This window comes from Methylophilus sp. TWE2, assembly GCF_001183865.1.
Taxonomy (GTDB): Bacteria; Pseudomonadota; Gammaproteobacteria; order Burkholderiales; family Methylophilaceae; genus Methylophilus.
The window spans coordinates 555,700-578,350 of record NZ_CP012020.1 but is presented as its reverse complement, the minus strand read 5'-3'; the positions used below and the strand labels follow the sequence as shown (position 1 = coordinate 578,350).

Sequence of the window (22,651 nt, the reverse complement as noted above, 5' to 3'; positions counted from 1 at the left end):
CTTCTCCTTAGCTCAACCGGCTTGCCACATAAGGCGTTTCACTACTGGGCAGCACTGTTTTCCCCGCCAAACTGCGCCAGCTCATGCGCAGCATATCCAGCACGACTATCCATAACATCAGGACAAAAAACACAGTCAGCCAGGCATCCAGTTGCTGGTTAAAAATTAATTGTGGCGCCACAGCAGCTTTTTCAGGGGGTAGCAATCCAGCAGACAGTTTTTGCGATAAATCGTTTGCCGCAGCAAAAAAACCTACCCGCACATCATCGCTAAAGACTTTTTCATAGACGGCAGTGGTAGTTATGGTCAGCAGCCAAACCAGAGGCAAGCCGGTAATCCAGGCTTTAGATGCCTTGCCGGATTTGATCAGGATGCCGGTGCCCACCGACAATGCGATTGCTGCCAGCATCTGGTTGGCAATACCGAACAGCGGCCACAAAATGTTGACGCCACCATTCGGATCAATGACACCGATATAGAGAAAATAACCCCAGCCTGCAACGACGAGTGCACTGGTCAAGATCACAGACGGCGTATAAGAGGTTTCACCCAGCTTGGGATGCAGATTACCCAGCATGTCTTGCAACATGAAACGACCGACACGAGTACCGGCATCGAGCGTGGTAAGAATAAAAATGGCCTCAAACATAATGGCAAAGTGATACCACAACGCCAGCAAATGCTCACCAAACACATTCCCCAGAATACTGGCCATTCCCACTGCAAGACTGGGGGCGCCACCGGTTCGGGCAAATAAGGTACTTTCCCCCATGGCACTGGCGAGATGCTGCATCTGCTCCGCAGTCACCTGGTAGCCCCAGCTGCTAATAGTGTTCACTGCATCCAATGCTTCCTTGCCGACCACCCCTGCCGGGCTGTTGATCGCGAAATACACGCCTGGCTCCAGCACGGTAGCGGCCACCATGGCCATAATCGCGACAAAGCTTTCCAGCAACATGGCGCCATAGCCAATGACACGAATATCATTTTCACTGGTAATCAGTTTCGGCGTGGTTCCGCTGGCTATCAGTGCATGAAAACCAGAAATCGCCCCACAGGCAATCGTAATGAATACAAACGGGAACAGCTTGCCACCAAAAATAGGGCCAGTACCATCAATAAAAGGCGTGATGGCAGGCATATGAATTTCAGGATGCAACCACAAGATCGCAAGCGCCAACATGATGACTGTGCCCAGTTTCATAAAAGTGGACAAGTAATCGCGCGGCGCAAGCAGCAACCACACCGGCAACACCGCAGCCGCAAACCCATAGCCAATAATACTAAATGCCAGCGGCAAGCCTTCATGATCAAACAGGGCGGCCAATTGCGGATGGTGATCTACCCAGCCCCCTAACACGACAGAGGCCAGCAGTAACGCCACGCCAAGCAAAGAGGCCTCAAGCACGCGCCCTGGGCGCAGATAACGCATATACACCCCTACCAGCATGGCAATAGGGATAGTTGCAGCGACCGTTGAAGTTCCCCAGGGACTATGTTTCATGGCGTTGACCACCACCAGCCCCAGCACCGCAATCAGGATAATCATAATCATGAATGTGCCAACCAGCGCTGCCGTCCCCCCTATCGCGCCAATTTCATCACGCGCCATCTGCCCCAGGCTGCGGCCATTGCGGCGTGTCGACAAAAATAGGGTGACCATATCCTGTACGGCCCCGCCAAGTACAGCACCTATCAATATCCACAAGGTGCCGGGTAAATAACCGAATTGTGCCGCCAGGGTGGGACCCACCAACGGGCCTGGCCCGGCAATCGCTGCAAAATGATGCCCGAATACCACCCAGCGATTGGTGGGCACATAATCACGACCGTTATTCAAGCGCTCAGCAGGCGTCGCCCGTGTCGCATCTATTGCCAACACATTGGCCGCAATCCAGGCGGCATAAAAGCGGTAGCCAATCAAGTAGACGCAGATGGCTGCCGTGATTAGCCATAATGCGTTGAGCGACTCCCCCCTCGCCAACGCCACATTTGCCAACGCTGCAGTTCCCAACAAGGCGACACCCGCCCAGCCTGCACGACTCCAAAAAGCTTTCATAGTGATGGAATTCTTTCCTGTTTTTTAATGATTTGCACTGTAACAAAAAGACCCATGGTGCGCAAAAACATCCCGCGCTCAACGATCCGTCAGGTGGTGCAACAGCACTGTCATGGTGCAGCCTTTACCCTGAGACCAAACAGCTTCAAGTTCTCATGCCATAACAATTATTATTTATAATCATACAGTTAACAAACGCCGACCATCTGGCATGGGGATTGCTAATCTGTAATCGAAGTTTTTTCTAAGATTTGCAATGAGACCCTTGATTACAGACACGCCAGCGCCACCAAGCTCCACTCCGCGCATCCTGCTCAGCCCGGCAGACCAGAAATTGGTCGACTCAGCCAGGGATATCCTGATGCATCAGCGAGACTTGAGCGAAGAACAAGCGTATTCTCTTTTATTGGAGATGGCAGAAAAACGTAAAACCGGCGTGGCTGACATTTCATTGCAGCTAGTCAACATCACCAAACGACTGACTATTTAATCCCTGCGCCATGACTGGCGACTGATATTTATATTTTTCTTCCATATTTCCCCCATAAATTTTTTTACTTAGGCTTGCAGGAAAAAAGAGTTTCGGTATAATGCGCGCTTCGTTGCAAGGCACGGGTGCTTAGCTCAGTTGGTAGAGCGTCGCCCTTACAAGGCGAATGTCAGCGGTTCGACCCCGTTAGCACCCACCATCCCACCGCCTGCAATCATTAGATCAATCCCCGCTCGCTGAACGAAAATGTAGATTGTCCGGCCACCACAATGTGGTCTAGAACCTTAATATCTACCAGGCTTAATGCGTCTCTCAAACTCTGTGTTAGCTGCTCGTCTGCCCGGCTAGGATTTGCACTACCGCCCGGATGATTGTGACTTAATATCAAGGCAGCAGCGTTCAATGCCAGGGCTCGCTTGACTACCTCGCGCGGATACACACTGGTTTGCATCAAGCTACCTTCGAATAGAGTTTCATAGGTAATCAAACGATTCTGTGCATCCAAAAACATAATGCCAAATACTTCTCGCTGCAGTGCGGATAATTGCAGTTGCAAATAGTGCTTTACCTGTGCCGGCGAACAAAAACTGTCTGCTTGCTGCAAGGTCTCACCCAATGCACGCTTGCTCATTTCAAGGACGGCTTGCAGTTGGCAATATTTGCTGGCACCCATGCCATACACACTTTGCATTTCTCCCAAGCCGGCCGAAAAAATACCATTCAGGCTTTTAAATTTTTGTAACAAATCCCTGGCCAGATCGACCGCCGTCTTACCGGGGACACCAACACGTAAAAAAATGGCCAACAGTTCTGCATCAGAGAGGGCTGTCACCCCAGTACGCAATAGTTTCTCCCTCGGCCGTTCCTGCTCCGGCCAGTCTGTAATTGCCATTATTTCTCCCAAGTTACCTGTTTATTTGGTCCATCCAATTTCACGCGCCGTCGGCCTGCCAATCACGGTTTCTTCCAGCCCTTTTGCCATACGCGCCCTGCGTGGGGTGATCGGCACTTTACCGGCCATGACTTCAGCCAGCTGTTGCGGATAAAGTGGTTGCAGGTAAGGCTCGGCATAACCCTGGGGAAACAAAGGGAGATTTGTATTGAGGTCATACTTGTCCCCGGCACTCAAGGTGTGTAGCAACTCATGTGCGATGATGACGGTATTAACCGCATGCTGACGATGGGCAGCAAACAGGTTCACCCGGCCTATCCTGCCTTTGTGCAGTGCAGTCGAATGCATCAGATGGGTATGTTTGGATGGATCGTGATATAACAGATAAAGCTTGATATCAATCGGCACACCGACTGACGGCTGATGCCCCCAGCTGAACCACCTGAACTTGAGGCTCCACAAGATGATATCCAGCCAATGACCATTAATGGCAGGCGGGGCGGGTGGCACTTCATGAATTTCAGGCCCAAGATACAAATTAATGGGGCGGCTTAAAGATAACTGGTACTTGTGTGCTTCTCTCGAGAAAAACTGTGCAATCACCTCAAAATCATGTTCCCGCAGACTAGTGATATAAGTATCCACCACGGCCGCTCCATCGGCATTGACCGGATATAACGCCACATTTAAAGGCTTGTGCCATTGCAGGAGTTGATACTCTTGCCAAAGCTGCATCAACGCCGTCAATACGACCACTACCCAGAAAAAAATTCTGACTAACTTTAACATGCGCCTCATCCCATTGCTTACCACATGTTAACATGTTTAAAGAAGACGCTGCACACCCCATCAATGGCAATGCGCATGCTTTGCAGTTAAAATGCCAGCATGACTCATCGGCCTCTACATCTACTGCTCGGCGTGACTGGCGGCATTGCCGCCTACAAAACTGCAGAGCTCATACGCCTGCTGGTTAAACTGGGGCATAGCGTACAAGTGGTGATGACAGAGGCTGCGACACACTTTATTACGCCAACCACTTTGCAAGCGCTTTCAGGCAACCCGGTCTTTGTTGATAGCTGGGATCAGCGCATCGCCAACGGCATGCCACATATCGAGCTAAGCCGTAAAGCGGATGCAATCCTGGTAGCTCCTGCCAGCGCCGACTTTATTGCTAAATTGGCACATGGTTTTGCCAACGATCTGCTCTCTACTCTGTGCTTGGCACGTGAGTGCCCACTTATGGTCGCCCCCGCAATGAACAGGCAAATGTGGGAAAACGCAGCGACACAACGCAACGTTACACAACTACAACAAGACAGTATCATCATACTGGGACCGGACAGTGGTGAACAGGCTTGCGGGGAAGTTGGTCAAGGCAGAATGCTGGAGCCTGAAGCCTTGATCGAAGGATTGCAGGATTTTTTCACGCCTAAGCTGCTAGCAGGTAAAAAGTTACTGATTACCGCAGGCGCCACCATGGAAATGCTCGACCCTGTGCGAGGCATCACCAATATCAGCAGCGGCAAAATGGGCTACGCGTTAGCGCAAGCGGCTATGCGTATGGGAGCAGAAGTAACCTTGGTCTACGGCCACACGCAGGTTGCTCGTCCTGCCGTCAGTCACGCATATCATGCTGGCAGCGCTAGTGAGATGTATCATACGGTGATGCAACATATCTCCGACCAGGATATCTTCATTGGTGTTGCAGCAGTTGCAGACTACCGCCCAGAATCTTCATCAGTTCAAAAAATCAAAAAAAGTGAAGAGTCACTTACCCTTAAACTTATAAAAAACAAAGACATCCTGGCAGATGTAGCCTCTTTGCCAAACCCTCCCTACTGCATTGGCTTTGCGGCCGAAACCGAGCATATACTTGATTATGCAAATCAAAAACGTCTGGCAAAACGTATCCCCATGATGATCGCAAACCATGCTAATACCGCCATGGGCAGCGATGATAATGAAGTTACCATTATCGACGCGCAAGGCGAACATCCGCTTGGCAACGACGATAAATTCACTATTGCATTCAACATACTCGCGCACTTAAAAAACCAACTGATCTGACAATTGCTCTAAATCAATTGAATTGAGATTTACTCAGTATTTTCATGAAAATACTGAGTCGGCCACACTTACAGTCAGCTTACAATCGCGCCATTTAATTTAATTAGAGAATTACAATGCGCGTGCTTCATTTAACTCCGTTATCAATTGCCATCGCAACAGCTTTCAACACCCCTATTTCGGTGTGTGCTGAGGAGGTCAACACGGTCACCTTATCCCCAATAGTGGTTACGGCAACCCGCCAGGCACAAAACAGCTTTGACCTGCCAGTGGCAATTGACGTCGTTGAGGAAAAAGACATCAAAAATGGGCAATTGCAAATGCAACTTTCTGAGAGCCTGATTAGGGTTCCAGGCATCACCGCACAAAACAGAAACAATCAAGCCCAGGATCCTCAAATTTCCACTCGTGGCTTCGGCTCACGCTCTGCTTTTGGCGTGCGAGGAGTGAGAGTGTATGTGGATGGCATTCCGCTCACCATGCCAGACGGACAAGGTCAGCCAGGGGTGGTTGATTTGTCGGCTATTAAAAGCATTGAAGTGATGCGCGGACCCTTCTCATCACTTTACGGAAACTCTTCCGGGGGCGTCATCCAAATGATCACAAAAAATGCACCGCAATCACCTGAAGTTGGCGCTACCGCCATGTTTGGCAGCTATGATACAAAACGGCAAGTATTAGAGGCTGCGGGGCAATCTGAAAATGTTGAATATCTATTGAATATTTCAAACTTTGAAACCAATAGTTTCCGTGATCATGGCAAAGGCAACAAACAAATGGCTACTGCCAAGTTCAAATTTAATATTAGCGAAGACACCAAGCTCACTTCATTGGTAAATTGGTTTGAACAAGATGCCCAAGATCCGCTAGGACTCGATCGGGCGAGAGCATTCTCAGGGTCAACCAGAGATTCAGCGATTGCCGCAGCAACATTTGCAAACACTGGCGTGAAACGTGATCATACTCAGATAGGCTTTAATCTAGAGCATGCATTTAACGAAAATAATAAAATCAGTTTAATTCCATATGTAGGGTCACGTAGAAATGCGCAAGTGCTTACTACAACGGCGACTGCGACTACTCTGAATACCACTAACGGACGCTTGAGTGAAATAGATCGAGAATTTTATGGCACAGATCTGCGCTGGGACAACTCAGGCGCAGTCTTCAGTTTGCCATACACTCTTGCGGTTGGTTTAACCTACGGCAAATCAACTGATGATCGAAAAGATACAAACATACTAAATAACGGTTTGGCTATAAACGTAGCAAACCGTAATGAACAAAACATTTCAACCAACTTTGATCAATATATTCAAGGAAAACTTAGCATCAGCCAATCTGTTGATGTTCATGCAGGCGCACGACATACGAAAGTCAGATTAAAAGTAAAAGACGATTTGCTGACTGTCAATGGCGATAATAGCGGCAGCGTCGAGTATCAGAAAACCACCCCAGTCATCGGCGCCGTCTGGAAAGCCACTGAAGCTCTGAATTTTTATGTTAACTTCGGCAAAGGTTTTGAAACTCCGACTTTCGTTGAGGCAGCGTTTGATAACGTAGCCACCGGTGTCGCGAGTAAGCCGAATTTGGGTTTAAAAGCCTCAGAAAGTAATAATTATGAAATTGGTGCCAAAGCTTTCTTGAACGATAACACCAGAATGAACATCACCTTTTTTAAGGTAATGACCGATGATGAAATCGTTACTTCGCTCACAAATGCCGGTCGCTCATCCTTCACAAATGCTGGGAAGACGGAACGTAAAGGTTTGGAGCTTTCAATTGACTCCAGATTTGAAAATAATATCAGCACTTATTTTGCTTACACTTTACTGGACGCTGAGTTTAAAGATTCGTTTACATTCAGACCTACAACCACAACATCAAGAACAGTATTGGCTGGCAACAAAATCCCAGGCACTTATCGTAGCCAGATTTATGGAGAAATTGCCTGGAGCTATCAGCCACTGGGATTTTTCACTGCTTTTGAGGGTCGCCACAACAGCAAAGTGTTTGTGGATGACGTGAATAGTGACTCAGCACCTTCTTATACCATCTTCAATCTGCGTGCAGGATTTGAGCAAAATCTGACCAATTGGAGATTTAAAGAGTTTGTTCGTGTAGAAAATATGTTCGATAAAGAGTACATCGGCTCAGTAAGAATTAATGATGGCAACAGATTGTTTTATGAAACAGCAGCAGACCGCAACTATCTCGTCGGCTTGAGCGCGCAATACAAATTCTAAATACATCATCTTTTTCAAAGCCAGCATTTGCTGGCTTTTTTGTTGCAGAGTGCTTATCGCAATTAGTGATTTTCGACCACATTTCGTGTTTAATAGCGCAATCTTTTTACGGAGCATGCAGCATGTCGATTACAGTAGACCTCAAGATTCTTGACCCTCGTTTGCATCACATGATGCCAAGCTATGCAACGCCTGGTTCGGCTGGGCTAGATTTACGTGCCTGTATTGAGCATACGCAGACCATACAGCCGGGCGAAACCATCATGATACCTACCGGGATGGCTATCCACATCGACAATACATATTATGCTGCCATGATTTTGCCGCGCTCTGGTTTGGGTCATAAACACGGCATCGTGCTTGGCAACCTGGTAGGGTTGATCGATTCGGATTACCAAGGGCAATTACTGGTTTCTTGTTGGAACCGCAGTAAAGAACCGTTCATCCTGAATCCGATGGAACGTATTGCACAGATGGTGATTGTGCCTGTTGTGCAGGCTGATTTTCATATTGTTGACGAATTTGCCAGCAGCGAACGTGGTGAAGGCGGCTTTGGTAGCACAGGCAAGCACTAATTGTTTGAAAAATTGCAATAATTGCTTGATTTGATCATCGATTTCAATCTATAATCTCGCTCTTTCTGAAAAGATAAAAGTATTTGGAGATAACCATGGCACGTGTATGTCAGGTAACCGGTAAAAAACCAATGGTGGGTAATAACGTTTCCCACGCACAAAACAAAACAAGACGTCGTTTCTTGCCTAACTTGCAAAACCGTAAGTTTTGGGTTGAGAGCGAAAACCGCTGGGTAAGCCTGCGCATTACTAACGCCGCTTTGCGTACCATCGACAAAAATGGTATCGATGCAGTATTGGCTGATTTGCGCGCTGCTGGCGAAAAAATCTAACTCGCAGCACTAGTGAGCAAAGGACAATATCATGCGCGAAAAAATCAAATTGGAATCCAGTGCTGGTACAGGTCACTTCTATACCACTACTAAAAACAAACGTACTATGCCTGAGAAAATGGAAATCAAAAAGTTTGATCCAGTTGCTCGCAAGCATGTCATGTACAAAGAAACTAAGTTGAAATAATTTCAGTTTCAAGTTTTAATAAAAAAGCCTGCAAATGCAGGCTTTTTTATTGTCCTTAATTTATTTGTTTATGCTTCGCCATTCACTGCGTTTGGAGAAGAGATAATACGCACGTCCTGCTGTGGGTATGGAATCCGAATATTATTGGCTTTGAAGCGCCGCCAAATCTCATAATAAATGTCGCTTTGCAATTTGGCTGTCCCCTCCTCAGGGTTGGGAACCCATATCGCTAATACTAAATCAATGCCATTTTGGCCAAATGATTTGATGGTGACATCTACCGCTGCATCATCCTGAATGGTGCGCTCGTGTGTTCTACCGATTTCTTTTAGTAATTGTATCGCCAGATCAAGGTCGCTTTCATAGGATATCTGAATGGGAATAGGCACCTTGGCTGTATGCACTGCAGAGGTATGATTAATGACCACATCAGTAATCATCTTCTCGTTAGGAATGATGATTTCTGTCGCATCGGGCTTCTGCAGGATCATGTAGCGAGAGCGCAACTCTTGCACAACACCATGATGATCCCCAATGGTAATCAGGTCACCCATGTGCAGAGACTTATCCATCAAGATGATAAAGCCGCTCACGTAGTTACTCGCGATCTTTTGCAAACCAAAACCCAAGCCTACGCCAAGTGCCCCGCCAAACACTGACAACATGGTGACATCAATCCCCACCGCCGCCATCGACATCAGCAAGGCAATCACAATCGCCACCATGCGCACCAACTTGACCATAATGACACGCCAGTTGCCATTAATGTTAGTGACTGCCATGAGCCTGAGTTCTATCATGCGGCTCAGCCACAATGCCGCCAGCATGGTGATGACAATCGTCAGGCTGCCTTGCAACAGCAACAGCAGATTAAGCTTCTGCTTGCCTACACTGAATTTCACGTCTTCGAGAATTTGCAATGCAGGGTCAAGAAAGCCGCTGATATGCAAAGCAACAATCACCCACACGCTCCAGGCGATAATGCGCTCAAACGAGTGCAACCAGGCACCCGGTGAAAACACATAACGCAGCACATAGACCAAACTGCGAATCACGACCATGGCCAGCAACATTCGCACTGACAGCTTGATCAGCCCCACGTGCATCCAATGTTCAAGCACTAGCCGCGTAATCAATAGCATCAAAAATGCCGTCAGCGGAAAGAACAACCGCTCAATCCCCCCGAGTAGCATTTTGTAAACGATGTTTACCCTTCCAGCGGCAATTTGCTTGCGCAGATGCAGATTCAACAGACCGCTGACAGCAAGCACAGCGCCTATAATAAATAATTGCCATAACGCAGACACAGAACTTAGGTCGTGCGCAATTTCTTTCCAGAGAATATTAATATCGTTATCCATGTACTGAACGTTACAACAGGAAGATGGTGGCTAGGCCGAGGAAAATCATAAAGCCGCCACTGTCGGTGATGGCCGTAATGAGTACGCTAGAGCCGACGGCCGGATCACGGTCTAGCTTATTCATTACCAATGGGATCGTGACGCCAATCACAGCAGCCAGCAATAGATTCAGCGTCATTGCCGCCATCATGACCAGACCCAACGCTGCATTATGGTATAACCAGAAAGCAATCAGGCCTAACACACTGCCCCATAGCAACCCGTTGAGCAACGCCACCCCCATTTCCTTTTGCAGCAGTGACTTCATGTGGTAACCAGAAATCTGCCCAAGCGCCAGACCACGTACAATCATGGTGGTGGTTTGGTTGCCAGAATTGCCGCCAATGCCGGCAACAATAGGCATCAGCGCCGCCAGCGCAACGATTTTTTCAATGCTGCCTTCAAACAGACCAATCACTCGTGAAGCGACCAGCGCGGTGACGAGGTTAATCGCCAGCCAGGCCCAACGGTTTTGTACTGATTTCCAGATAGATGCGAAAAAGTCTTCTTCCTCACGCAACCCAGCCCAGGACAGCATATCGGCTTCGGCTTCCTCACGAATAATATCCATCACTGTATCTACCGTAATACGTCCCACTAATTTACGGTTATTGTCTACTACAGGTGCCGTCACCAGGTCATAACGTTCAAACGCCATCGCAGCCTGGTCAGCCATGTCTTCCGGATGGAATACCACCGCATCAGTCGACATGATATCGCCCACTTTAGTCTCAGGATCATTGAGGATGATGCGCTTAAGTGGCAGTACGCCTTGCAGGATATCATCGCGATTAATGACAAATAGTTTATCCGTATGGTCTGGGAATTTTGGCAACCTGCGCAGATAACGCAACACCACTTCCAGCGTGATATCATCGCGGATGGTGACGATATCGAAATCCATGATGGCACCCACAGTGTCTTCCGGATACGACAAGGCCGATTGCAAACGCTCACGATGTTGCGTATCCAGACTATATAGCAGGTCCTGCAACACGTCTTTTGGCAAGTCTGGCGCCAGGTCTGCCAGCTCATCAGTATCCAGCTGCTCAGCAGCAGCCAGCAACTCTTCACTATCCATGTCTGCGATCAGTGTCTGGCGGACCGCATCTGACACTTCAAGCAGGATTTCACCGTCACGCTCGGCTTTGACCAGATCCCACACCATCAAACGATCATCTAATGGCAGCGACTCAAGGATGTAAGCCACGTCAGCAGGATGCAGCTGATCCAGCTTGTGTTGCAGGATATTCAGATTCTGTTTATGAACCAGATTCTCAACCAAGTCATGATTAGGCATATCTTGCCTATGCACCACATGCTCAACCAATTTGTGCTTATCCAGCAAGTGGATCACCTGCTGCAAAGTATCACTCAGGCTTTCCTTGCCTTCGGACACTTTCTCATCATGTTCTTGATCTTCTGTCATGCATTATCCAATGTTGAGCAAGCGTTATTTTTGCAGGTATTATTGTACAAAGCGTTGATGACACTACCTAGAGTTTTATGCAAAACCAGTTGATATTATTAGGCACCCAGGGCTGCCATTTATGCGAACAAGCAGAGCACATTCTGCAAACGCTTGACGTTTCTTACCAATATCTAGACATCATGGATAACGAAAAATTGCTGGCGTTGTATGAAATCCACATTCCGGTCTTATTAGAGAGCATGGCAAGCAAGAAAGAGTTGTATTGGCCATTTGATGCTGACATGGTCAGCGCCTGGTTAACACAGTAAATAACAGGTAATAAAAAAGCCAGCAAATGCTGGCTTTTTTATGTATGCGTCAGAGATTATTCTGCTGCTGGTGCTTCAGCAATTTCTGGGCGGTCAACCAACTCAACAAATGCCATAGGCGCATTGTCACCTTGGCGGAAGCCACATTTCAGAATACGCAGGTAACCACCATTGCGTGCGTTGTAACGTGGGCCCAGTTCACCGAACAGTTTGCCAACGATATCGCGGTCACGCAGACGGCTGAATGCCAGACGACGGTTTGCCAGTGTAGGTGTTTTACCCAAAGTGATCAGAGGCTCTGCATATTTGCGCAGCTCTTTTGCTTTTGGCAAAGTTGTTTTGATCACTTCGTGACGCAGCAAAGAGGTCACCATGTTGCGGAACATGGCAGCACGGTGGCTGCTGGTTCTGTTCAATTTACGATTGCTATTACCGTGACGCATAGTAATTTCCTTAAGTATTTATCTTATTAGAAATTAAGCTTTTTCCAAGCCAACAGGTGGCCAGTTTTCCAGCTTCATTCCCAGTGTCAAGCCTTTGGAGGCCAACACGTCTTTAATTTCATTCAATGATTTTCTACCCAGGTTAGGCGCTTTCAGCAATTCGTTTTCTGTACGCTGAATCAGATCACCAATGTAGAAAATGTTTTCTGCTTTGAGGCAGTTGGCAGAACGTACTGTCAGTTCCAGATCATCAACTGGACGCAACAGGATAGGATCTACCTGTGGAGCTGCTTTCACCTCAACATCAGCGGAAGCACCTTCCAGATTTGCGAACACAGACAGCTGACCAATGAGGATACGCGCTGCATCACGAATAGCCTGCTCTGGCTCGATGATGCCGTTAGTCTCAACATCCATAATCAGTTTGTCGAGGTCAGTACGCTGCTCAACACGTGCGCTCTCAACATGATAGCTCACTTTGTTGATTGGGCTGAAAGAGGCATCGACCATCATGAAACCCAGCACGCGATCTTCATCGTTGGCTTTCTGACGGGCTGGGACTGGCTGGTAGCCACGGCCCATTTCAACTTTCACTTCCAGATTTAGCTTACCGCCTTTAGTGATGTTAGCGATGATGTGGTTTGGGTTAACAATCTCAGCATCGTGGCCAACTTCAAAATCACCAGCAGTCACAATACCTTCACCAGATTTGTTCAACACCAAAATGGTTTCAGTTTTATTGTGAAGCTTTAAAGCAACACCTTTCAAGTTGAGCAAGATGTCAACAACGTCTTCTTGCACACCTTCGATAGTGGAGTACTCATGTACAACACCATCAATCTTTACTTCAGTGATGGCAAAACCCGGAATGGAAGAGAGCAAAACTCTTCTCAACGCATTACCCAAGGTATAGCCAAAGCCACGTTCCATTGGCTCTAAAGTCACACGTGCACGCAGTGGAGTAATCACTTCAACGTCCACAACACGTGGCTTCAAATAATCTGTAGGGTTATTTTGCATACAATTCCTTGAAGTAATTGGGTATTAAAAAATAAACCTTAGCCTAGACTAAGCGATTACTTAGAATACAATTCAACGATCAATGATTCATTGATGGTAGCAGGCAACTCATCACGCTGAGGTTTAGCCTTAAACTTACCAGACAATGCTTTGACGTCGACTTCCAACCACTCAGGGAAACCACGTTGTTCAGCCGCCTCAACAGCAGCTTTAATACGCAATTGTGTTTTTGCTTTATCAGCCACAGTAATCACGTCGCCAGCCTTCACTTGGTATGAAGGAATGTTTACGCGCTTGCCGTTAACCAAAATCGCGTTGTGACGCACAACCTGACGTGCCTCAGAACGTGAGCCAGCCAGACCCATGCGGTATGCTACATTGTCCAGACGGGACTCCAGCAACTGCAACAGGCTCTCACCTGTAATACCTTTTTGACGGTCAGCTTCAGCGTAGTATGTACGGAATTGACCTTCCAATACGCCGTAAATACGACGTACTTTTTGCTTCTCACGCAATTGCACACCGTAGTCTGACAGGCGTGAGTTACGGCGTTGACCATGCTGACCTGGTGCGAAGTTGCGCTTCTCAATCGCGCATTTGTCTGTAAAGCATTTCTCTGCTTTTAGAAACAGCTTTTCACCTTCACGACGGCATTGACGGCATTTAGGGTCTAAATTTCTAGCCAAAATAGTTCTCCAGTAATCGATTCGCTAATCTGTGACTGCGAAATGAATTAAATTCTGCGTTTTTTCGGTGGGCGGCAACCGTTATGAGGCACCGGTGTCACATCAGTAATGCTAGTGATTTTGAAACCAGCAGCATTCAACGCACGCACGGCAGATTCACGACCTGGACCTGGCCCTTTAATACGCACTTCCAGATTCTTCACACCAGATTCCTGAGCAGCTTTACCAGCTACTTCAGAAGCGACCTGCGCAGCAAATGGGGTACTCTTACGTGAACCTTTAAAACCCTGACCACCGGAAGTAGCCCATGACAACGCATTGCCCTGACGATCGGTAATCGTGATAATCGTGTTGTTAAAAGAAGCGTGCACGTGAGCAATACCCTCGGCAATATTCTTTTTAACTTTTTTTCTAACGCGTACATTAGCTTTTGCCATGTTGTACTGTCCTTAATATTTACTTTTGTTCAATAAAGATTATTTAGATTGTTTGATGGCTTTTACCGGACCTTTGCGGGTACGCGCATTGGTTTTGGTACGCTGACCGCGCACTGGCAAGCCACGACGATGGCGAATACCGCGATAGCAACCCAAGTCCATCAAACGTTTGATGTTCATGGTCACTTCACGACGCAAGTCACCTTCTACAGTGTATTTGGCCACTTCGTCACGCAGCTTTTCTACTTCTGCATCGCTCAGATCTTTGACTTTCACTGTTGTCAGCACACCAGCGGCAGCACAGATTTTCTGCGCAGTATTGCGACCAATACCATAGATAGAGGTCAGAGCAATTTCTGCATGTTTGTGGTTTGGGATATTTACCCCGGCAATACGAGCCATACTTAAACTCCAATAATCAATCGTTTTTTAACGATCAAACTTGTGCGTAGAAAAGAAAAGCCGCATATTATATCAGCCAATCAGAGCTCTCACAAGCAATTGTTTTACCATTAACCTTGACGTTGTTTATGACGTGGGTCAGTACAAATAATGCGAACAACACCGCGACGTCTTACGACTTTACAGTTACGGCATAATGTTTTAACTGATGCGCGAACTCTCATCTTACTTTCCTTTATTTAATTCACTTACTTTGCGCGGAATGTAATTCGCGCACGGGTTAAATCATAAGGGGTCATTTCAACAGTGACCTTGTCACCTGGCAGAATACGGATGTAATGCATCCGCATCTTGCCTGAAATGTAACCTAGTACAGTATGACCATTTTCCAGTTTCACTTTAAAAGTTGCATTGGGTAAATTCTCAAGAATCTCCCCCTGCATCTCTATCCGATCCTCTTTAGCCATTTTTTACTTACCCGTCCCCTTAAAGTTTGCCTTTTTGAGCAGGCCTTCATACTGCTGGGACATCAGGTGTGATTGCACCTGGGTCATAAAATCCATCGTGACGACAACGATAATCAGCAATGAAGTACCACCAAAATAGAACGGGGTGTTAAATTTCAACACTAAAAACTCTGGTAACAAACAAACCAGTGTTATGTACAAAGCACCAATTAAAGTCAAACGACCCATGATGCGGTCAATATATTTAGCGGTTTGCTCACCAGGACGGATGCCAGGGACAAACGCACCACTTTTCTTCAGGTTATCTGCCGTTTCCTTGGGATTGAATACCAATGCCGTGTAGAAAAAAGCAAAAAACAATATCGCTGCAGCAAATAACAAAATGTACAGAGGCTGACCGGGAGAAAGCTTCGCGCTGACATCCTTCAACCAGTACATGTGCTCACTGCTACCAAACCAGCCCGCCAATGTGGCCGGGAACAAAATAATGCTTGAAGCAAAAATTGGTGGGATCACACCAGACATATTCAACTTCAAAGGCAAGTGTGTAGACTGGCCACCGTAAATACGGTTACCCACCTGACGCTTAGCATAGTTCACAGTAATTTTGCGCTGGCCACGCTCAACAAACACGACCAACGCGGTCACCAGAATCACCGCCACAAACAGAAACATCACCAACGGAATGGAGAATGCACCTGTTTTCGCCAAATCCAGCGTACTTCCAATTGCGTGCGGCAGTCCTGCCACAATACCCGCAAAAATAATGATCGAGATGCCGTTACCAATGCCACGTTCAGTAATCTGTTCACCCAACCACATCAAGAACATCGTACCCGCTACTAAGGTAGTGACTGCTGTTATGCGGAACGCAAAGCCAGAATCCAATACCAAGCCTGCTTGGCCTTCCAAAGCAATGGCAATGCCTAGTGCTTGGAATGTTGCCAACAGCACTGTGCCGTAGCGAGTATATTTAGTAATCTGGCGTCGACCAGCTTCACCTTCTTTTTTTAGCTGCTCCAACTGCGGCGAAACCACAGTCAGCAACTGCATAATAATCGAGGCAGAAATATAGGGCATAATACCCAAGGCAAAGACGGTAAAGCGAGATAACGCCCCCCCGGAGAACATGTTAAACATGCCCAAAATGCCATCTTTCTGCGTATCGAACAACTGTTTTAACACAGTTGGATCAATGCCTGGCACTGGAATATGTGCACCTAAGCGGTAAACCACCAATGCACCCAACAAGAACCACAAACGGCTTTTTAATTCGCCCAGTTTGCCGACGGAACTTAAGATATTATCCTGTGCCAAGCTGATACTCTCTTTTGACTACGTTTATACTTCCAGCACTTTACCGCCAGCGGATTCGATGGCTGCTTTAGCACCTTTGGTCAACAACAACCCTTGTACTTGTACTTTGGCGGATACTTCACCAGACAAATAAACTTTGACTGCTTTAGCAGTGGCAGGCACCAGTTTGGCTGCTTTCAACACCAGGATATCAACCACTTCAGCCTCTACCAACGCCAATTCGCTCGTACGGATACGCGCTGTGTCAGCTTGAGTCAAAGAGTTAAAACCACGTTTTGGCAAGCGACGTTGCAAAGGCATTTGACCACCTTCGAAACCCACTTTGTGGAAACCGCCAGCACGGGATTTTTGACCTTTGTGACCACGGCCACCAGTTTTACCCAAGCCTGAGCCAATACCACGACCTAAACGACGAGATGCTTTTTTTGCGCCTGCAGCAGGCTTAATCGTGTTTAATTGCATGATTATTCAACCTTCAAAAGATAACTCACAGCGTTGATCATGCCACGATTTTCAGGGGTATCCTGAACTTCAACAGTATGATGCATACGACGCAAGCCCAAGCCACGTACAGAGGCTTTGTGAGCTTCAATACGACCAATCAAACTTCTTACCAGCGTTACCTTGATAGTCGCGCTTTCTTTTTTAGCTTTAGCCATGATTAACCTCTGATTTCTTCTACGGTCTTACCACGCTTGGCGGCAATTTCAGCCGGTGTATTCATGGATGCCAGACCGTTCAAAGTTGCGCGAACCAGGTTGTAAGGATTGGTAGAACCAATACTTTTTGCAACCACGTTAGTCACGCCCATCACTTCAAAAATCGCACGCATTGCACCACCAGCGATGATACCAGTACCTTCTGAAGCTGGCTGGATCAAGACTTTAGCAGCACCGTGAACACCAGTCACAGCGTGATGCAAAGTACCATTATTCAGGTTTACTTTAACCATGCTACGACGGGCTTCATCCATGGCTTTTTGTACAGCCACTGGTACTTCACGTGCTTTACCTTTACCCATGCCAACGGCACCATCACCATCACCAACCACGGTCAGTGCAGCGAAGCTCATGATACGACCACCCTTAACCGTTTTACTTACACGGTTAACGGTAATCATCTTCTCGCGCAAACCATCAGTTTGCTGCTGTTGTTCAATATCTTTAGCCATTCTTTATCTCACCCTTAGAATTTGAGACCAGATTCACGGGCAGCGTCAGCCAAAGCCTTGATACGACCGTGATACTTGTAGCCTGAACGATCAAAGGCAACAGTGGTAATACCGGCTTTTGCCGCTTTTTCAGCAATACGCTTACCAATCAGAGTTGCAGCTTCGACGTTGCCGCCATTTTTCAGTTGTTGACGCACTTCAGCCTCAACGGTGGATGCACTCGCCAATACGCGATCGCCAGTTTCAGCGATGATCTGTGCGTAGATATTAGTATTGGTGCGATGTACACTCAAACGTGTCACTTTCAACTCGGCGATTTTGGCACGGGTTTTACGTGCACGGCGCAAGCGGTTATTTACGTTCTTCATTGAATTTACCTTTAATGTTGAATCACTGTTCAGCTTAGTTTTAAGCTACAAGTGCCTTACTTATTTTTTCTTGGTCTCTTTGATGACCACCACTTCGTCAGCATAACGAACACCTTTACCTTTATAAGGCTCTGGTGCACGGTAAGCACGAATCTGAGCAGCCACTTGACCAACCACTTGCTTGTTAGCGCCTGTCAACACTACTTCAGTTGGAGTAGGTGTCTGTACAGTCACGCCTTCTGGCATCTTGTGGTTGATTGGATGAGAGTAGCCCAACTCCAGATTCAGGGTAGAACCTTGAGCATTGGCTTTGTAGCCCACACCAATCAGTGACAATTTACGGGTAAAGCCAGCAGAAACACCTTGCACCATATTGGCAAGCAATGCACGGGTGGTACCGGACATAGCGCGTGCATGTTGTGTTTCACTATTGGCTTTCACCAACAATTGCTCGCCTTCACGGACCACTGAAATATCAGCCGCCAAAGCTTGGCTCAATTTACCCAAAGGACCGCTGACCGCGACTTCAGAAGCAGAGATCACAACTTCCACTTTCGCTGGAATCGCAATCGGATTTTTAGCAACACGTGACATATTGATTCTCCTTAGGCCACGATGCACAGAACTTCGCCACCGATACCGGCAGCTTGTGCTTTACGATCAGTCATCACACCTTTAGAAGTGGAAACGATGGTCACGCCTAAACCGTTCATCACTTTAGGCAGGTTTTGACTACCTTTATAAATACGCAAACCTGGTTTGGATACACGCTCGATCTTCTCAATCACTGGACGACCGGCATAGTATTTCAGGCTAATGTTCAAAACTGGTTTACCTTCGTTGTTTTGAACGTTGAAATCGTCGATATAACCTTCATCTTTCAACACGTTTGCAATCGCGCCCTTCAACTTGGATGCTGGCATTGAAACGGTTGTCTTATTCGTACGCTGCGCGTTACGAATACGGGTCAACATATCGGCAATCGGATCACTCATACTCATGTTCTATTCCTCCGTTACCAGCTGGCCTTGGTGACACCTGGTACGTGACCAGCCATCATCAGCTTACGCAACTCGTTACGTGCGATACCAAATTTACTAAACACACCACGTGGACGGCCAGTCAAAGCGCAACGGTTACGTGTGCGTACAGGACTGGAGTTACGTGGCAAACTTTGCAACTTCAAGCGCGCAGCCATACGATCTTCTGGACTCGCGGACTGGTCATTGGTGATCGCCACCAATTCAGCACGTTTAGCTGCGAATTTTTTAACGGTTTCGCGACGCTTTTGCTCGCGCTCTGTCATACATACTTTTGCCATGACTTAACCTCTGAAAGGGAAACTAAACGCAGCCAAAAGAGCTTTCGCTTCTTCGTCTGTTTTTGCAGTTGTCGTAATCGTGATATTCATCCCGCGCAGTGCATCGATTTTATCGTACTCGATCTCTGGGAAAATGATCTGCTCTTTCACACCCATGTTGTAGTTACCACGGCCATCAAAAGATTTACCGGAGATACCACGGAAGTCACGGATACGTGGAATAGCCACGGTGATCAGACGATCCAGGAACTCATACATACGCTCACGACGCAGAGTCACCTTGCAGCCGACAGGATAGTCATCACGGATTTTAAACGCCGCCACGGATTTTTTAGCCTTGGTCACGATTGGTTTCTGACCAGCAATTTTTTCCATATCTGAAACAGCGTTTTCCATGACTTTTTTGTCAGCCACAGCCTCGCCCACACCCATGTTCAGGGTAATTTTCTCGATACGTGGCACCTGCATTGGTGAGGTGTAACCAAATTGTTCTGTCAATTTGGCAACCACGCTATCGTTATAATACTGTTTTAAACGTGCCATATTTATTCCTATGCGTCGATAGACTCGCCGCTAGATTTGAATACACGAATCTTGCGACCATCTTCCAGTACCTTAAAACCAACACGATCAGCTTTTTGTGTTGCAGCATTGAAGATTGCTACATTGGAGCCGTCTACCGGCATTTCCTTGCTGATGATGCCACCAGTGATACCACGCATGGGGTTAGGACGAGTGTGCTTTTTCACTACATTCAAACCTTCAACCACTACATGGCCGCTTGGCAAGACGCTTAAAACAGTGCCTGTTTTACCTGCATCTTTACCTGTATTCAGAATGACCTGGTCACCTTTGCGAATTTTGCTCATTTGATTGTCTCCAAGCCTTACAACACTTCAGGCGCCAGTGAAACAATCTTCATGAAGCGCTCACTACGCAGTTCACGAGTCACAGGGCCAAAAATACGTGTACCAATCGGCTCCAGCTTGTTGTTCAACAACACTGCAGCATTGGCATCAAATTTAACTAACGAACCATCTGGACGGCGAACACCTTTAGCAGTGCGCACAACCACAGCGTTGTAAATTTCACCTTTTTTGACGCGACCACGCGGCGCAGCATCTTTCACACTGACCTTGATGATGTCGCCAATGCTGGCGTAACGACGCTTGGAACCACCCAAGACCTTGATACACTGAACGGAACGCGCACCAGTGTTGTCGGCCACTTCCAGCCGAGATTGCATTTGAATCATGAGAAATAATCTCCAACTTAATCCGTTATAACCACTACCGGCCGCTTGCTTTCACAATTTCGGCCAATAGACCACGGTCAGTATTGGGGTGCCAGCTACATGCCAACTAAGGCGGGCACCGAAAAGTCCAACATTATACAACCAAAAAAACGCTTATGACAAGCGTTTTTCCGGTTTTATATTTTGAAGCCTAAATTACTTAGCTTCGATTTTGCTTACTACCCAAGTTTTGGTCTTGGAGTATGGGCGAGATTCAGTAATGGTGACCAAATCGCCTTCGTTACATGCATTGCTTTCATCATGCGCATGGAACTTGTTCGATTTCACAACCACTTTACCAATCAGAGGATGTTTCACTTTACGCTCGACAAGCACAGTCACGGTTTTATCCATCTTGTTGCTTACGACGCGACCAGTCAAACTGCGTACTACTTTCGCTTTTTCAGTCATCATGCCTGTTTCGCTTTCTCAGCCAACACGGAGTTCACGCGAGCGATATCCTTGCGCACTTTACCCAGCTGATCTACTTTGTTCAATTGTTGGGTGGCCAACTGCATACGCAGAGAAAACTGCGCACGGCGCAACTCAACCAACTCGTTATTGAGCTCGTCTGCTGACTTTGCTCTCAATTCAGAAGCTTTCATCGTTACTACTCCTTAACTGCCAATTTGACGGGTCATGAATGTAGTTTCGACTGGCAGCTTGGCGGCAGCCAATCTGAAAGCCTCGCGAGCCAACTCTTCGCTCACACCATCCATCTCGTACAACATTTTACCTGGCTGAATCTGGGCGATGTAGTAGTCCACGCTACCTTTACCATTACCCATACGTACTTCAGCAGGTTTTTTAGAAATAGGTTGATCCGGGAACACACGAATCCAAACGCGGCCACCACGCTTAATGTGACGAGTCATCACACGACGCGCAGCTTCGATCTGGCGTGCTGTCAAGCGACCGCGACCGATCGCCTTCAAACCAAATTCACCAAAACTCACCTTGTTACCAGTAGTCGCAATGCCTTTATTGCGACCCTTTTGCATCTTGCGGTATTTCTGTCTAGCTGGTTGCAGCATCTTTAGCCCTCGGCTTTCTTACTTTTTTCTCTGGCTCAGCATCAGCAACCGCAGCATTTGCAGCAGCGTTGTCACCGAAGATCTCGCCTTTGAATACCCAAACTTTAATTCCGATGATACCGTAGGTGGTTGAAGCTTCAGCCACACCGTAGTCGATATCTGCACGCAGTGTATGGAGAGGCACGCGGCCTTCACGGTACCACTCGGTACGTGCAATTTCGATACCGTTCAAACGACCGGAACTCATGATTTTGATGCCTTGTGCGCCCAAACGCATCGCGTTTTGCATCGCACGCTTCATGGCACGACGGAACATCACGCGTTTTTCCAATTGCTGAGCAATAGATTGTGCGATCAAAGTCGCGTCCAATTCTGGCTTGCGTACTTCTTCGATGTTCAGGTGCACTGGCACGCCCATCAAGCCTTGCAGGCTTGAGCGCAAGGATTCGATATCCTCACCTTTTTTGCCAATCACCACACCAGGACGAGCACTGTGGATCGTGATTTTTGCGTTCTTGGCAGGACGCTCAATCACAATTTTGCTCACAGCGGCACTTGCCAGCTTTTTGTTCAAGAACTCACGCACTTTGATGTCGCCTTGCAACATCGCAGGGAAGTTATGGCTATTAGAGTACCAACGAGAGGCCCAGTTTTTCTGAACGCTCAAACGGAACCCAATTGGATGAATTTTCTGTCCCAT

34 protein-coding genes and 1 tRNA gene are annotated in these 22,651 nt (G+C 47.3%); 8 read left to right on the top strand and 27 right to left on the bottom strand.

Annotated elements, in window-relative coordinates; genetic code table 11:
* Positions 1-7: 7 nt before the first annotated feature.
* Positions 8-2,059: a carbon starvation CstA family protein gene (locus ACJ67_RS02800; protein WP_049637781.1), complete on the bottom strand. Its 2,052-nt coding sequence runs from the start codon at positions 2,057-2,059 to the stop codon at positions 8-10.
* 256 nt (positions 2,060-2,315) lie between these two features.
* On the opposite strand from ACJ67_RS02800, the gene ACJ67_RS02795 reads away from it, so the two are divergent.
* Together ACJ67_RS02795 and ACJ67_RS02790 are read left to right on the top strand one after the other, a co-directional pair.
* Positions 2,316-2,549: an ANTAR domain-containing protein gene (locus ACJ67_RS02795; RefSeq protein WP_049637780.1), complete on the top strand. Its 234-nt coding sequence runs from the start codon at positions 2,316-2,318 to the stop codon at positions 2,547-2,549.
* Positions 2,550-2,672: 123 nt separating this feature from the next.
* A tRNA-Val gene (locus tag ACJ67_RS02790) sits at positions 2,673-2,748 on the top strand.
* Between the two features lie 18 nt (positions 2,749-2,766).
* On the opposite strand, the gene radC is transcribed toward ACJ67_RS02790, so the two are convergent.
* Together radC and ACJ67_RS02780 are read right to left on the bottom strand one after the other, a co-directional pair.
* Positions 2,767-3,441 (bottom strand): DNA repair protein RadC, encoded by a 675-nt coding sequence (gene radC / locus ACJ67_RS02785; RefSeq protein ID WP_049637779.1) that lies wholly within the window; start codon positions 3,439-3,441, stop codon positions 2,767-2,769.
* A gap of 21 nt (positions 3,442-3,462) precedes the next feature.
* The gene (locus ACJ67_RS02780; protein WP_049637778.1) at positions 3,463-4,230 is read right to left on the bottom strand and encodes a hypothetical protein; all 768 of its coding nucleotides are present in this window, start codon (positions 4,228-4,230) and stop codon (positions 3,463-3,465) included.
* A gap of 99 nt (positions 4,231-4,329) precedes the next feature.
* Between ACJ67_RS02780 and coaBC the strand changes: the two genes are divergently transcribed.
* From coaBC to rpmG, 5 genes are all read left to right on the top strand, one after another.
* A complete protein-coding gene (coaBC, locus tag ACJ67_RS02775) occupies positions 4,330-5,511 on the top strand; it encodes a bifunctional phosphopantothenoylcysteine decarboxylase/phosphopantothenate--cysteine ligase CoaBC (RefSeq protein WP_049637777.1) in 1,182 nt (393 codons plus the stop codon).
* A 116-nt stretch (positions 5,512-5,627) separates the two neighbouring features.
* A complete protein-coding gene (locus tag ACJ67_RS02770; RefSeq protein WP_049637776.1) occupies positions 5,628-7,757 on the top strand; it encodes a TonB-dependent receptor in 2,130 nt (709 codons plus the stop codon).
* A gap of 122 nt (positions 7,758-7,879) precedes the next feature.
* Positions 7,880-8,332 (top strand): dUTP diphosphatase, encoded by a 453-nt coding sequence (gene dut / locus ACJ67_RS02765; protein ID WP_049637775.1) that lies wholly within the window; start codon positions 7,880-7,882, stop codon positions 8,330-8,332.
* A 95-nt stretch (positions 8,333-8,427) separates the two neighbouring features.
* The gene (gene rpmB, locus ACJ67_RS02760) at positions 8,428-8,664 is read left to right on the top strand and encodes a 50S ribosomal protein L28 (protein ID WP_018986249.1); all 237 of its coding nucleotides are present in this window, start codon (positions 8,428-8,430) and stop codon (positions 8,662-8,664) included.
* Positions 8,665-8,695: 31 nt separating this feature from the next.
* Positions 8,696-8,851: a 50S ribosomal protein L33 gene (gene rpmG / locus ACJ67_RS02755; RefSeq protein WP_013441158.1), complete on the top strand. Its 156-nt coding sequence runs from the start codon at positions 8,696-8,698 to the stop codon at positions 8,849-8,851.
* Positions 8,852-8,919: 68 nt separating this feature from the next.
* Here rpmG and ACJ67_RS02750 read toward each other — a convergent pair whose 3' ends face one another.
* Together ACJ67_RS02750 and mgtE are read right to left on the bottom strand one after the other, a co-directional pair.
* Positions 8,920-10,212 (bottom strand): mechanosensitive ion channel family protein, encoded by a 1,293-nt coding sequence (locus ACJ67_RS02750; protein WP_049637774.1) that lies wholly within the window; start codon positions 10,210-10,212, stop codon positions 8,920-8,922.
* Positions 10,213-10,222: 10 nt separating this feature from the next.
* On the bottom strand, positions 10,223-11,680 hold the full coding sequence (mgtE, locus tag ACJ67_RS02745; protein WP_049637773.1) for a magnesium transporter: 1,458 nt from the start codon (positions 11,678-11,680) through the stop codon (positions 10,223-10,225).
* 77 nt (positions 11,681-11,757) lie between these two features.
* On the opposite strand from mgtE, the gene ACJ67_RS02740 reads away from it, so the two are divergent.
* Positions 11,758-11,991, top strand: a complete 234-nt coding sequence (locus tag ACJ67_RS02740; protein ID WP_049637772.1) for a glutaredoxin family protein — start codon at positions 11,758-11,760, stop codon at positions 11,989-11,991.
* A 56-nt stretch (positions 11,992-12,047) separates the two neighbouring features.
* Here the strand turns inward: ACJ67_RS02740 and rplQ are convergent, their stop codons facing one another.
* The 22 genes from rplQ to rpsC all read right to left on the bottom strand — a co-directional run bounded on the left by rplQ (position 12,048) and on the right by rpsC (position 22,651).
* Entirely contained in the window at positions 12,048-12,434 is a 387-nt protein-coding gene (gene rplQ, locus ACJ67_RS02735; RefSeq protein WP_049637771.1) for a 50S ribosomal protein L17, read from the bottom strand.
* Positions 12,435-12,467: 33 nt separating this feature from the next.
* The gene (gene rpoA, locus ACJ67_RS02730; RefSeq protein ID WP_018986254.1) at positions 12,468-13,454 is read right to left on the bottom strand and encodes a DNA-directed RNA polymerase subunit alpha; all 987 of its coding nucleotides are present in this window, start codon (positions 13,452-13,454) and stop codon (positions 12,468-12,470) included.
* A gap of 56 nt (positions 13,455-13,510) precedes the next feature.
* Positions 13,511-14,140 (bottom strand): 30S ribosomal protein S4, encoded by a 630-nt coding sequence (gene rpsD, locus ACJ67_RS02725; RefSeq protein ID WP_018986255.1) that lies wholly within the window; start codon positions 14,138-14,140, stop codon positions 13,511-13,513.
* Positions 14,141-14,187: 47 nt separating this feature from the next.
* Positions 14,188-14,577, bottom strand: a complete 390-nt coding sequence (gene rpsK / locus ACJ67_RS02720) for a 30S ribosomal protein S11 (RefSeq protein WP_018986256.1) — start codon at positions 14,575-14,577, stop codon at positions 14,188-14,190.
* A gap of 39 nt (positions 14,578-14,616) precedes the next feature.
* Complete coding sequence (gene rpsM, locus ACJ67_RS02715; protein ID WP_049637770.1) at positions 14,617-14,979, bottom strand: 30S ribosomal protein S13; 363 nt, start codon at positions 14,977-14,979, stop codon at positions 14,617-14,619.
* 110 nt (positions 14,980-15,089) lie between these two features.
* Positions 15,090-15,203, bottom strand: a complete 114-nt coding sequence (gene rpmJ / locus ACJ67_RS14570) for a 50S ribosomal protein L36 (RefSeq protein ID WP_081620790.1) — start codon at positions 15,201-15,203, stop codon at positions 15,090-15,092.
* 24 nt (positions 15,204-15,227) lie between these two features.
* Positions 15,228-15,446 (bottom strand): translation initiation factor IF-1, encoded by a 219-nt coding sequence (gene infA / locus ACJ67_RS02710; RefSeq protein ID WP_018986258.1) that lies wholly within the window; start codon positions 15,444-15,446, stop codon positions 15,228-15,230.
* Positions 15,447-15,449: 3 nt separating this feature from the next.
* Entirely contained in the window at positions 15,450-16,763 is a 1,314-nt protein-coding gene (secY, locus tag ACJ67_RS02705) for a preprotein translocase subunit SecY (protein ID WP_049637769.1), read from the bottom strand.
* Positions 16,764-16,787: 24 nt separating this feature from the next.
* Entirely contained in the window at positions 16,788-17,225 is a 438-nt protein-coding gene (gene rplO, locus ACJ67_RS02700; RefSeq protein WP_018986260.1) for a 50S ribosomal protein L15, read from the bottom strand.
* 2 nt (positions 17,226-17,227) lie between these two features.
* Positions 17,228-17,422: a 50S ribosomal protein L30 gene (gene rpmD, locus ACJ67_RS02695; protein ID WP_049637768.1), complete on the bottom strand. Its 195-nt coding sequence runs from the start codon at positions 17,420-17,422 to the stop codon at positions 17,228-17,230.
* A gap of 2 nt (positions 17,423-17,424) precedes the next feature.
* Positions 17,425-17,934 carry a 30S ribosomal protein S5 gene (rpsE, locus tag ACJ67_RS02690; protein ID WP_018986262.1) on the bottom strand — a complete coding sequence of 170 codons (510 nt, stop codon included), beginning with the start codon at positions 17,932-17,934 and terminating at the stop codon, positions 17,425-17,427.
* A gap of 14 nt (positions 17,935-17,948) precedes the next feature.
* Positions 17,949-18,302, bottom strand: a complete 354-nt coding sequence (rplR, locus tag ACJ67_RS02685) for a 50S ribosomal protein L18 (protein WP_018986263.1) — start codon at positions 18,300-18,302, stop codon at positions 17,949-17,951.
* A gap of 60 nt (positions 18,303-18,362) precedes the next feature.
* Entirely contained in the window at positions 18,363-18,896 is a 534-nt protein-coding gene (rplF, locus tag ACJ67_RS02680; RefSeq protein WP_018986264.1) for a 50S ribosomal protein L6, read from the bottom strand.
* Positions 18,897-18,907: 11 nt separating this feature from the next.
* A complete protein-coding gene (gene rpsH, locus ACJ67_RS02675) occupies positions 18,908-19,303 on the bottom strand; it encodes a 30S ribosomal protein S8 (protein WP_026295377.1) in 396 nt (131 codons plus the stop codon).
* A gap of 14 nt (positions 19,304-19,317) precedes the next feature.
* Complete coding sequence (gene rpsN / locus ACJ67_RS02670) at positions 19,318-19,623, bottom strand: 30S ribosomal protein S14 (protein ID WP_026295378.1); 306 nt, start codon at positions 19,621-19,623, stop codon at positions 19,318-19,320.
* Between the two features lie 3 nt (positions 19,624-19,626).
* A complete protein-coding gene (gene rplE, locus ACJ67_RS02665) occupies positions 19,627-20,166 on the bottom strand; it encodes a 50S ribosomal protein L5 (protein WP_049637767.1) in 540 nt (179 codons plus the stop codon).
* 8 nt (positions 20,167-20,174) lie between these two features.
* Entirely contained in the window at positions 20,175-20,492 is a 318-nt protein-coding gene (gene rplX / locus ACJ67_RS02660; RefSeq protein WP_018986268.1) for a 50S ribosomal protein L24, read from the bottom strand.
* 17 nt (positions 20,493-20,509) lie between these two features.
* A complete protein-coding gene (gene rplN / locus ACJ67_RS02655) occupies positions 20,510-20,878 on the bottom strand; it encodes a 50S ribosomal protein L14 (RefSeq protein ID WP_018986269.1) in 369 nt (122 codons plus the stop codon).
* Between the two features lie 195 nt (positions 20,879-21,073).
* Complete coding sequence (gene rpsQ / locus ACJ67_RS02650) at positions 21,074-21,331, bottom strand: 30S ribosomal protein S17 (protein WP_018986270.1); 258 nt, start codon at positions 21,329-21,331, stop codon at positions 21,074-21,076.
* On the bottom strand, positions 21,328-21,522 hold the full coding sequence (gene rpmC / locus ACJ67_RS02645) for a 50S ribosomal protein L29 (RefSeq protein WP_018986271.1): 195 nt from the start codon (positions 21,520-21,522) through the stop codon (positions 21,328-21,330). The genes rpsQ and rpmC overlap by 4 nt, the downstream gene beginning before the upstream one ends.
* Before the next feature lie 12 nt (positions 21,523-21,534).
* Complete coding sequence (gene rplP, locus ACJ67_RS02640; RefSeq protein ID WP_018986272.1) at positions 21,535-21,951, bottom strand: 50S ribosomal protein L16; 417 nt, start codon at positions 21,949-21,951, stop codon at positions 21,535-21,537.
* The gene (gene rpsC, locus ACJ67_RS02635; RefSeq protein WP_049637766.1) at positions 21,935-22,651 is read right to left on the bottom strand and encodes a 30S ribosomal protein S3; all 717 of its coding nucleotides are present in this window, start codon (positions 22,649-22,651) and stop codon (positions 21,935-21,937) included. The genes rplP and rpsC overlap by 17 nt, the downstream gene beginning before the upstream one ends.

Coding starts and splice junctions, on each gene's coding strand:
- ACJ67_RS02780 (WP_049637778.1), bottom strand. CDS start 4,230: ATGTTAAAGTTAGTCAGAATTTTTTTCTGGGTAGTGGTCGTATTGACG.
- rpsH (WP_026295377.1), bottom strand. CDS start 19,303: ATGAGTATGAGTGATCCGATTGCCGATATGTTGACCCGTATTCGTAAC.
- ACJ67_RS02740 (WP_049637772.1), top strand. CDS start 11,758: ATGCAAAACCAGTTGATATTATTAGGCACCCAGGGCTGCCATTTATGC.
- coaBC (WP_049637777.1), top strand. CDS start 4,330: ATGACTCATCGGCCTCTACATCTACTGCTCGGCGTGACTGGCGGCATT.
- rplP (WP_018986272.1), bottom strand. CDS start 21,951: ATGCTGCAACCAGCTAGACAGAAATACCGCAAGATGCAAAAGGGTCGC.
- rpsN (WP_026295378.1), bottom strand. CDS start 19,623: ATGGCAAAAGTATGTATGACAGAGCGCGAGCAAAAGCGTCGCGAAACC.
- rpmB (WP_018986249.1), top strand. CDS start 8,428: ATGGCACGTGTATGTCAGGTAACCGGTAAAAAACCAATGGTGGGTAAT.
- rpmD (WP_049637768.1), bottom strand. CDS start 17,422: ATGGCTAAAGCTAAAAAAGAAAGCGCGACTATCAAGGTAACGCTGGTA.
- rpsQ (WP_018986270.1), bottom strand. CDS start 21,331: ATGATGACTGAAAAAGCGAAAGTAGTACGCAGTTTGACTGGTCGCGTC.
- rpsM (WP_049637770.1), bottom strand. CDS start 14,979: ATGGCTCGTATTGCCGGGGTAAATATCCCAAACCACAAACATGCAGAA.
- ACJ67_RS02795 (WP_049637780.1), top strand. CDS start 2,316: ATGAGACCCTTGATTACAGACACGCCAGCGCCACCAAGCTCCACTCCG.
- rpoA (WP_018986254.1), bottom strand. CDS start 13,454: ATGCAAAATAACCCTACAGATTATTTGAAGCCACGTGTTGTGGACGTT.
- rpmG (WP_013441158.1), top strand. CDS start 8,696: ATGCGCGAAAAAATCAAATTGGAATCCAGTGCTGGTACAGGTCACTTC.
- rpmJ (WP_081620790.1), bottom strand. CDS start 15,203: ATGAGAGTTCGCGCATCAGTTAAAACATTATGCCGTAACTGTAAAGTC.
- rpmC (WP_018986271.1), bottom strand. CDS start 21,522: ATGAAAGCTTCTGAATTGAGAGCAAAGTCAGCAGACGAGCTCAATAAC.
- rpsE (WP_018986262.1), bottom strand. CDS start 17,934: ATGGCTAAAGATATTGAACAACAGCAGCAAACTGATGGTTTGCGCGAG.
- rplE (WP_049637767.1), bottom strand. CDS start 20,166: ATGGCACGTTTAAAACAGTATTATAACGATAGCGTGGTTGCCAAATTG.
- rplO (WP_018986260.1), bottom strand. CDS start 17,225: ATGCAATTAAACACGATTAAGCCTGCTGCAGGCGCAAAAAAAGCATCT.
- rplF (WP_018986264.1), bottom strand. CDS start 18,896: ATGTCACGTGTTGCTAAAAATCCGATTGCGATTCCAGCGAAAGTGGAA.
- ACJ67_RS02750 (WP_049637774.1), bottom strand. CDS start 10,212: ATGGATAACGATATTAATATTCTCTGGAAAGAAATTGCGCACGACCTA.
- dut (WP_049637775.1), top strand. CDS start 7,880: ATGTCGATTACAGTAGACCTCAAGATTCTTGACCCTCGTTTGCATCAC.
- rplN (WP_018986269.1), bottom strand. CDS start 20,878: ATGATTCAAATGCAATCTCGGCTGGAAGTGGCCGACAACACTGGTGCG.
- rpsC (WP_049637766.1), bottom strand. CDS start 22,651: ATGGGACAGAAAATTCATCCAATTGGGTTCCGTTTGAGCGTTCAGAAA.
- infA (WP_018986258.1), bottom strand. CDS start 15,446: ATGGCTAAAGAGGATCGGATAGAGATGCAGGGGGAGATTCTTGAGAAT.
- ACJ67_RS02770 (WP_049637776.1), top strand. CDS start 5,628: ATGCGCGTGCTTCATTTAACTCCGTTATCAATTGCCATCGCAACAGCT.
- rplX (WP_018986268.1), bottom strand. CDS start 20,492: ATGAGCAAAATTCGCAAAGGTGACCAGGTCATTCTGAATACAGGTAAA.
- mgtE (WP_049637773.1), bottom strand. CDS start 11,680: ATGACAGAAGATCAAGAACATGATGAGAAAGTGTCCGAAGGCAAGGAA.
- ACJ67_RS02800 (WP_049637781.1), bottom strand. CDS start 2,059: ATGAAAGCTTTTTGGAGTCGTGCAGGCTGGGCGGGTGTCGCCTTGTTG.
- radC (WP_049637779.1), bottom strand. CDS start 3,441: ATGGCAATTACAGACTGGCCGGAGCAGGAACGGCCGAGGGAGAAACTA.
- rplQ (WP_049637771.1), bottom strand. CDS start 12,434: ATGCGTCACGGTAATAGCAATCGTAAATTGAACAGAACCAGCAGCCAC.
- rplR (WP_018986263.1), bottom strand. CDS start 18,302: ATGAAGAACGTAAATAACCGCTTGCGCCGTGCACGTAAAACCCGTGCC.
- rpsK (WP_018986256.1), bottom strand. CDS start 14,577: ATGGCAAAAGCTAATGTACGCGTTAGAAAAAAAGTTAAAAAGAATATT.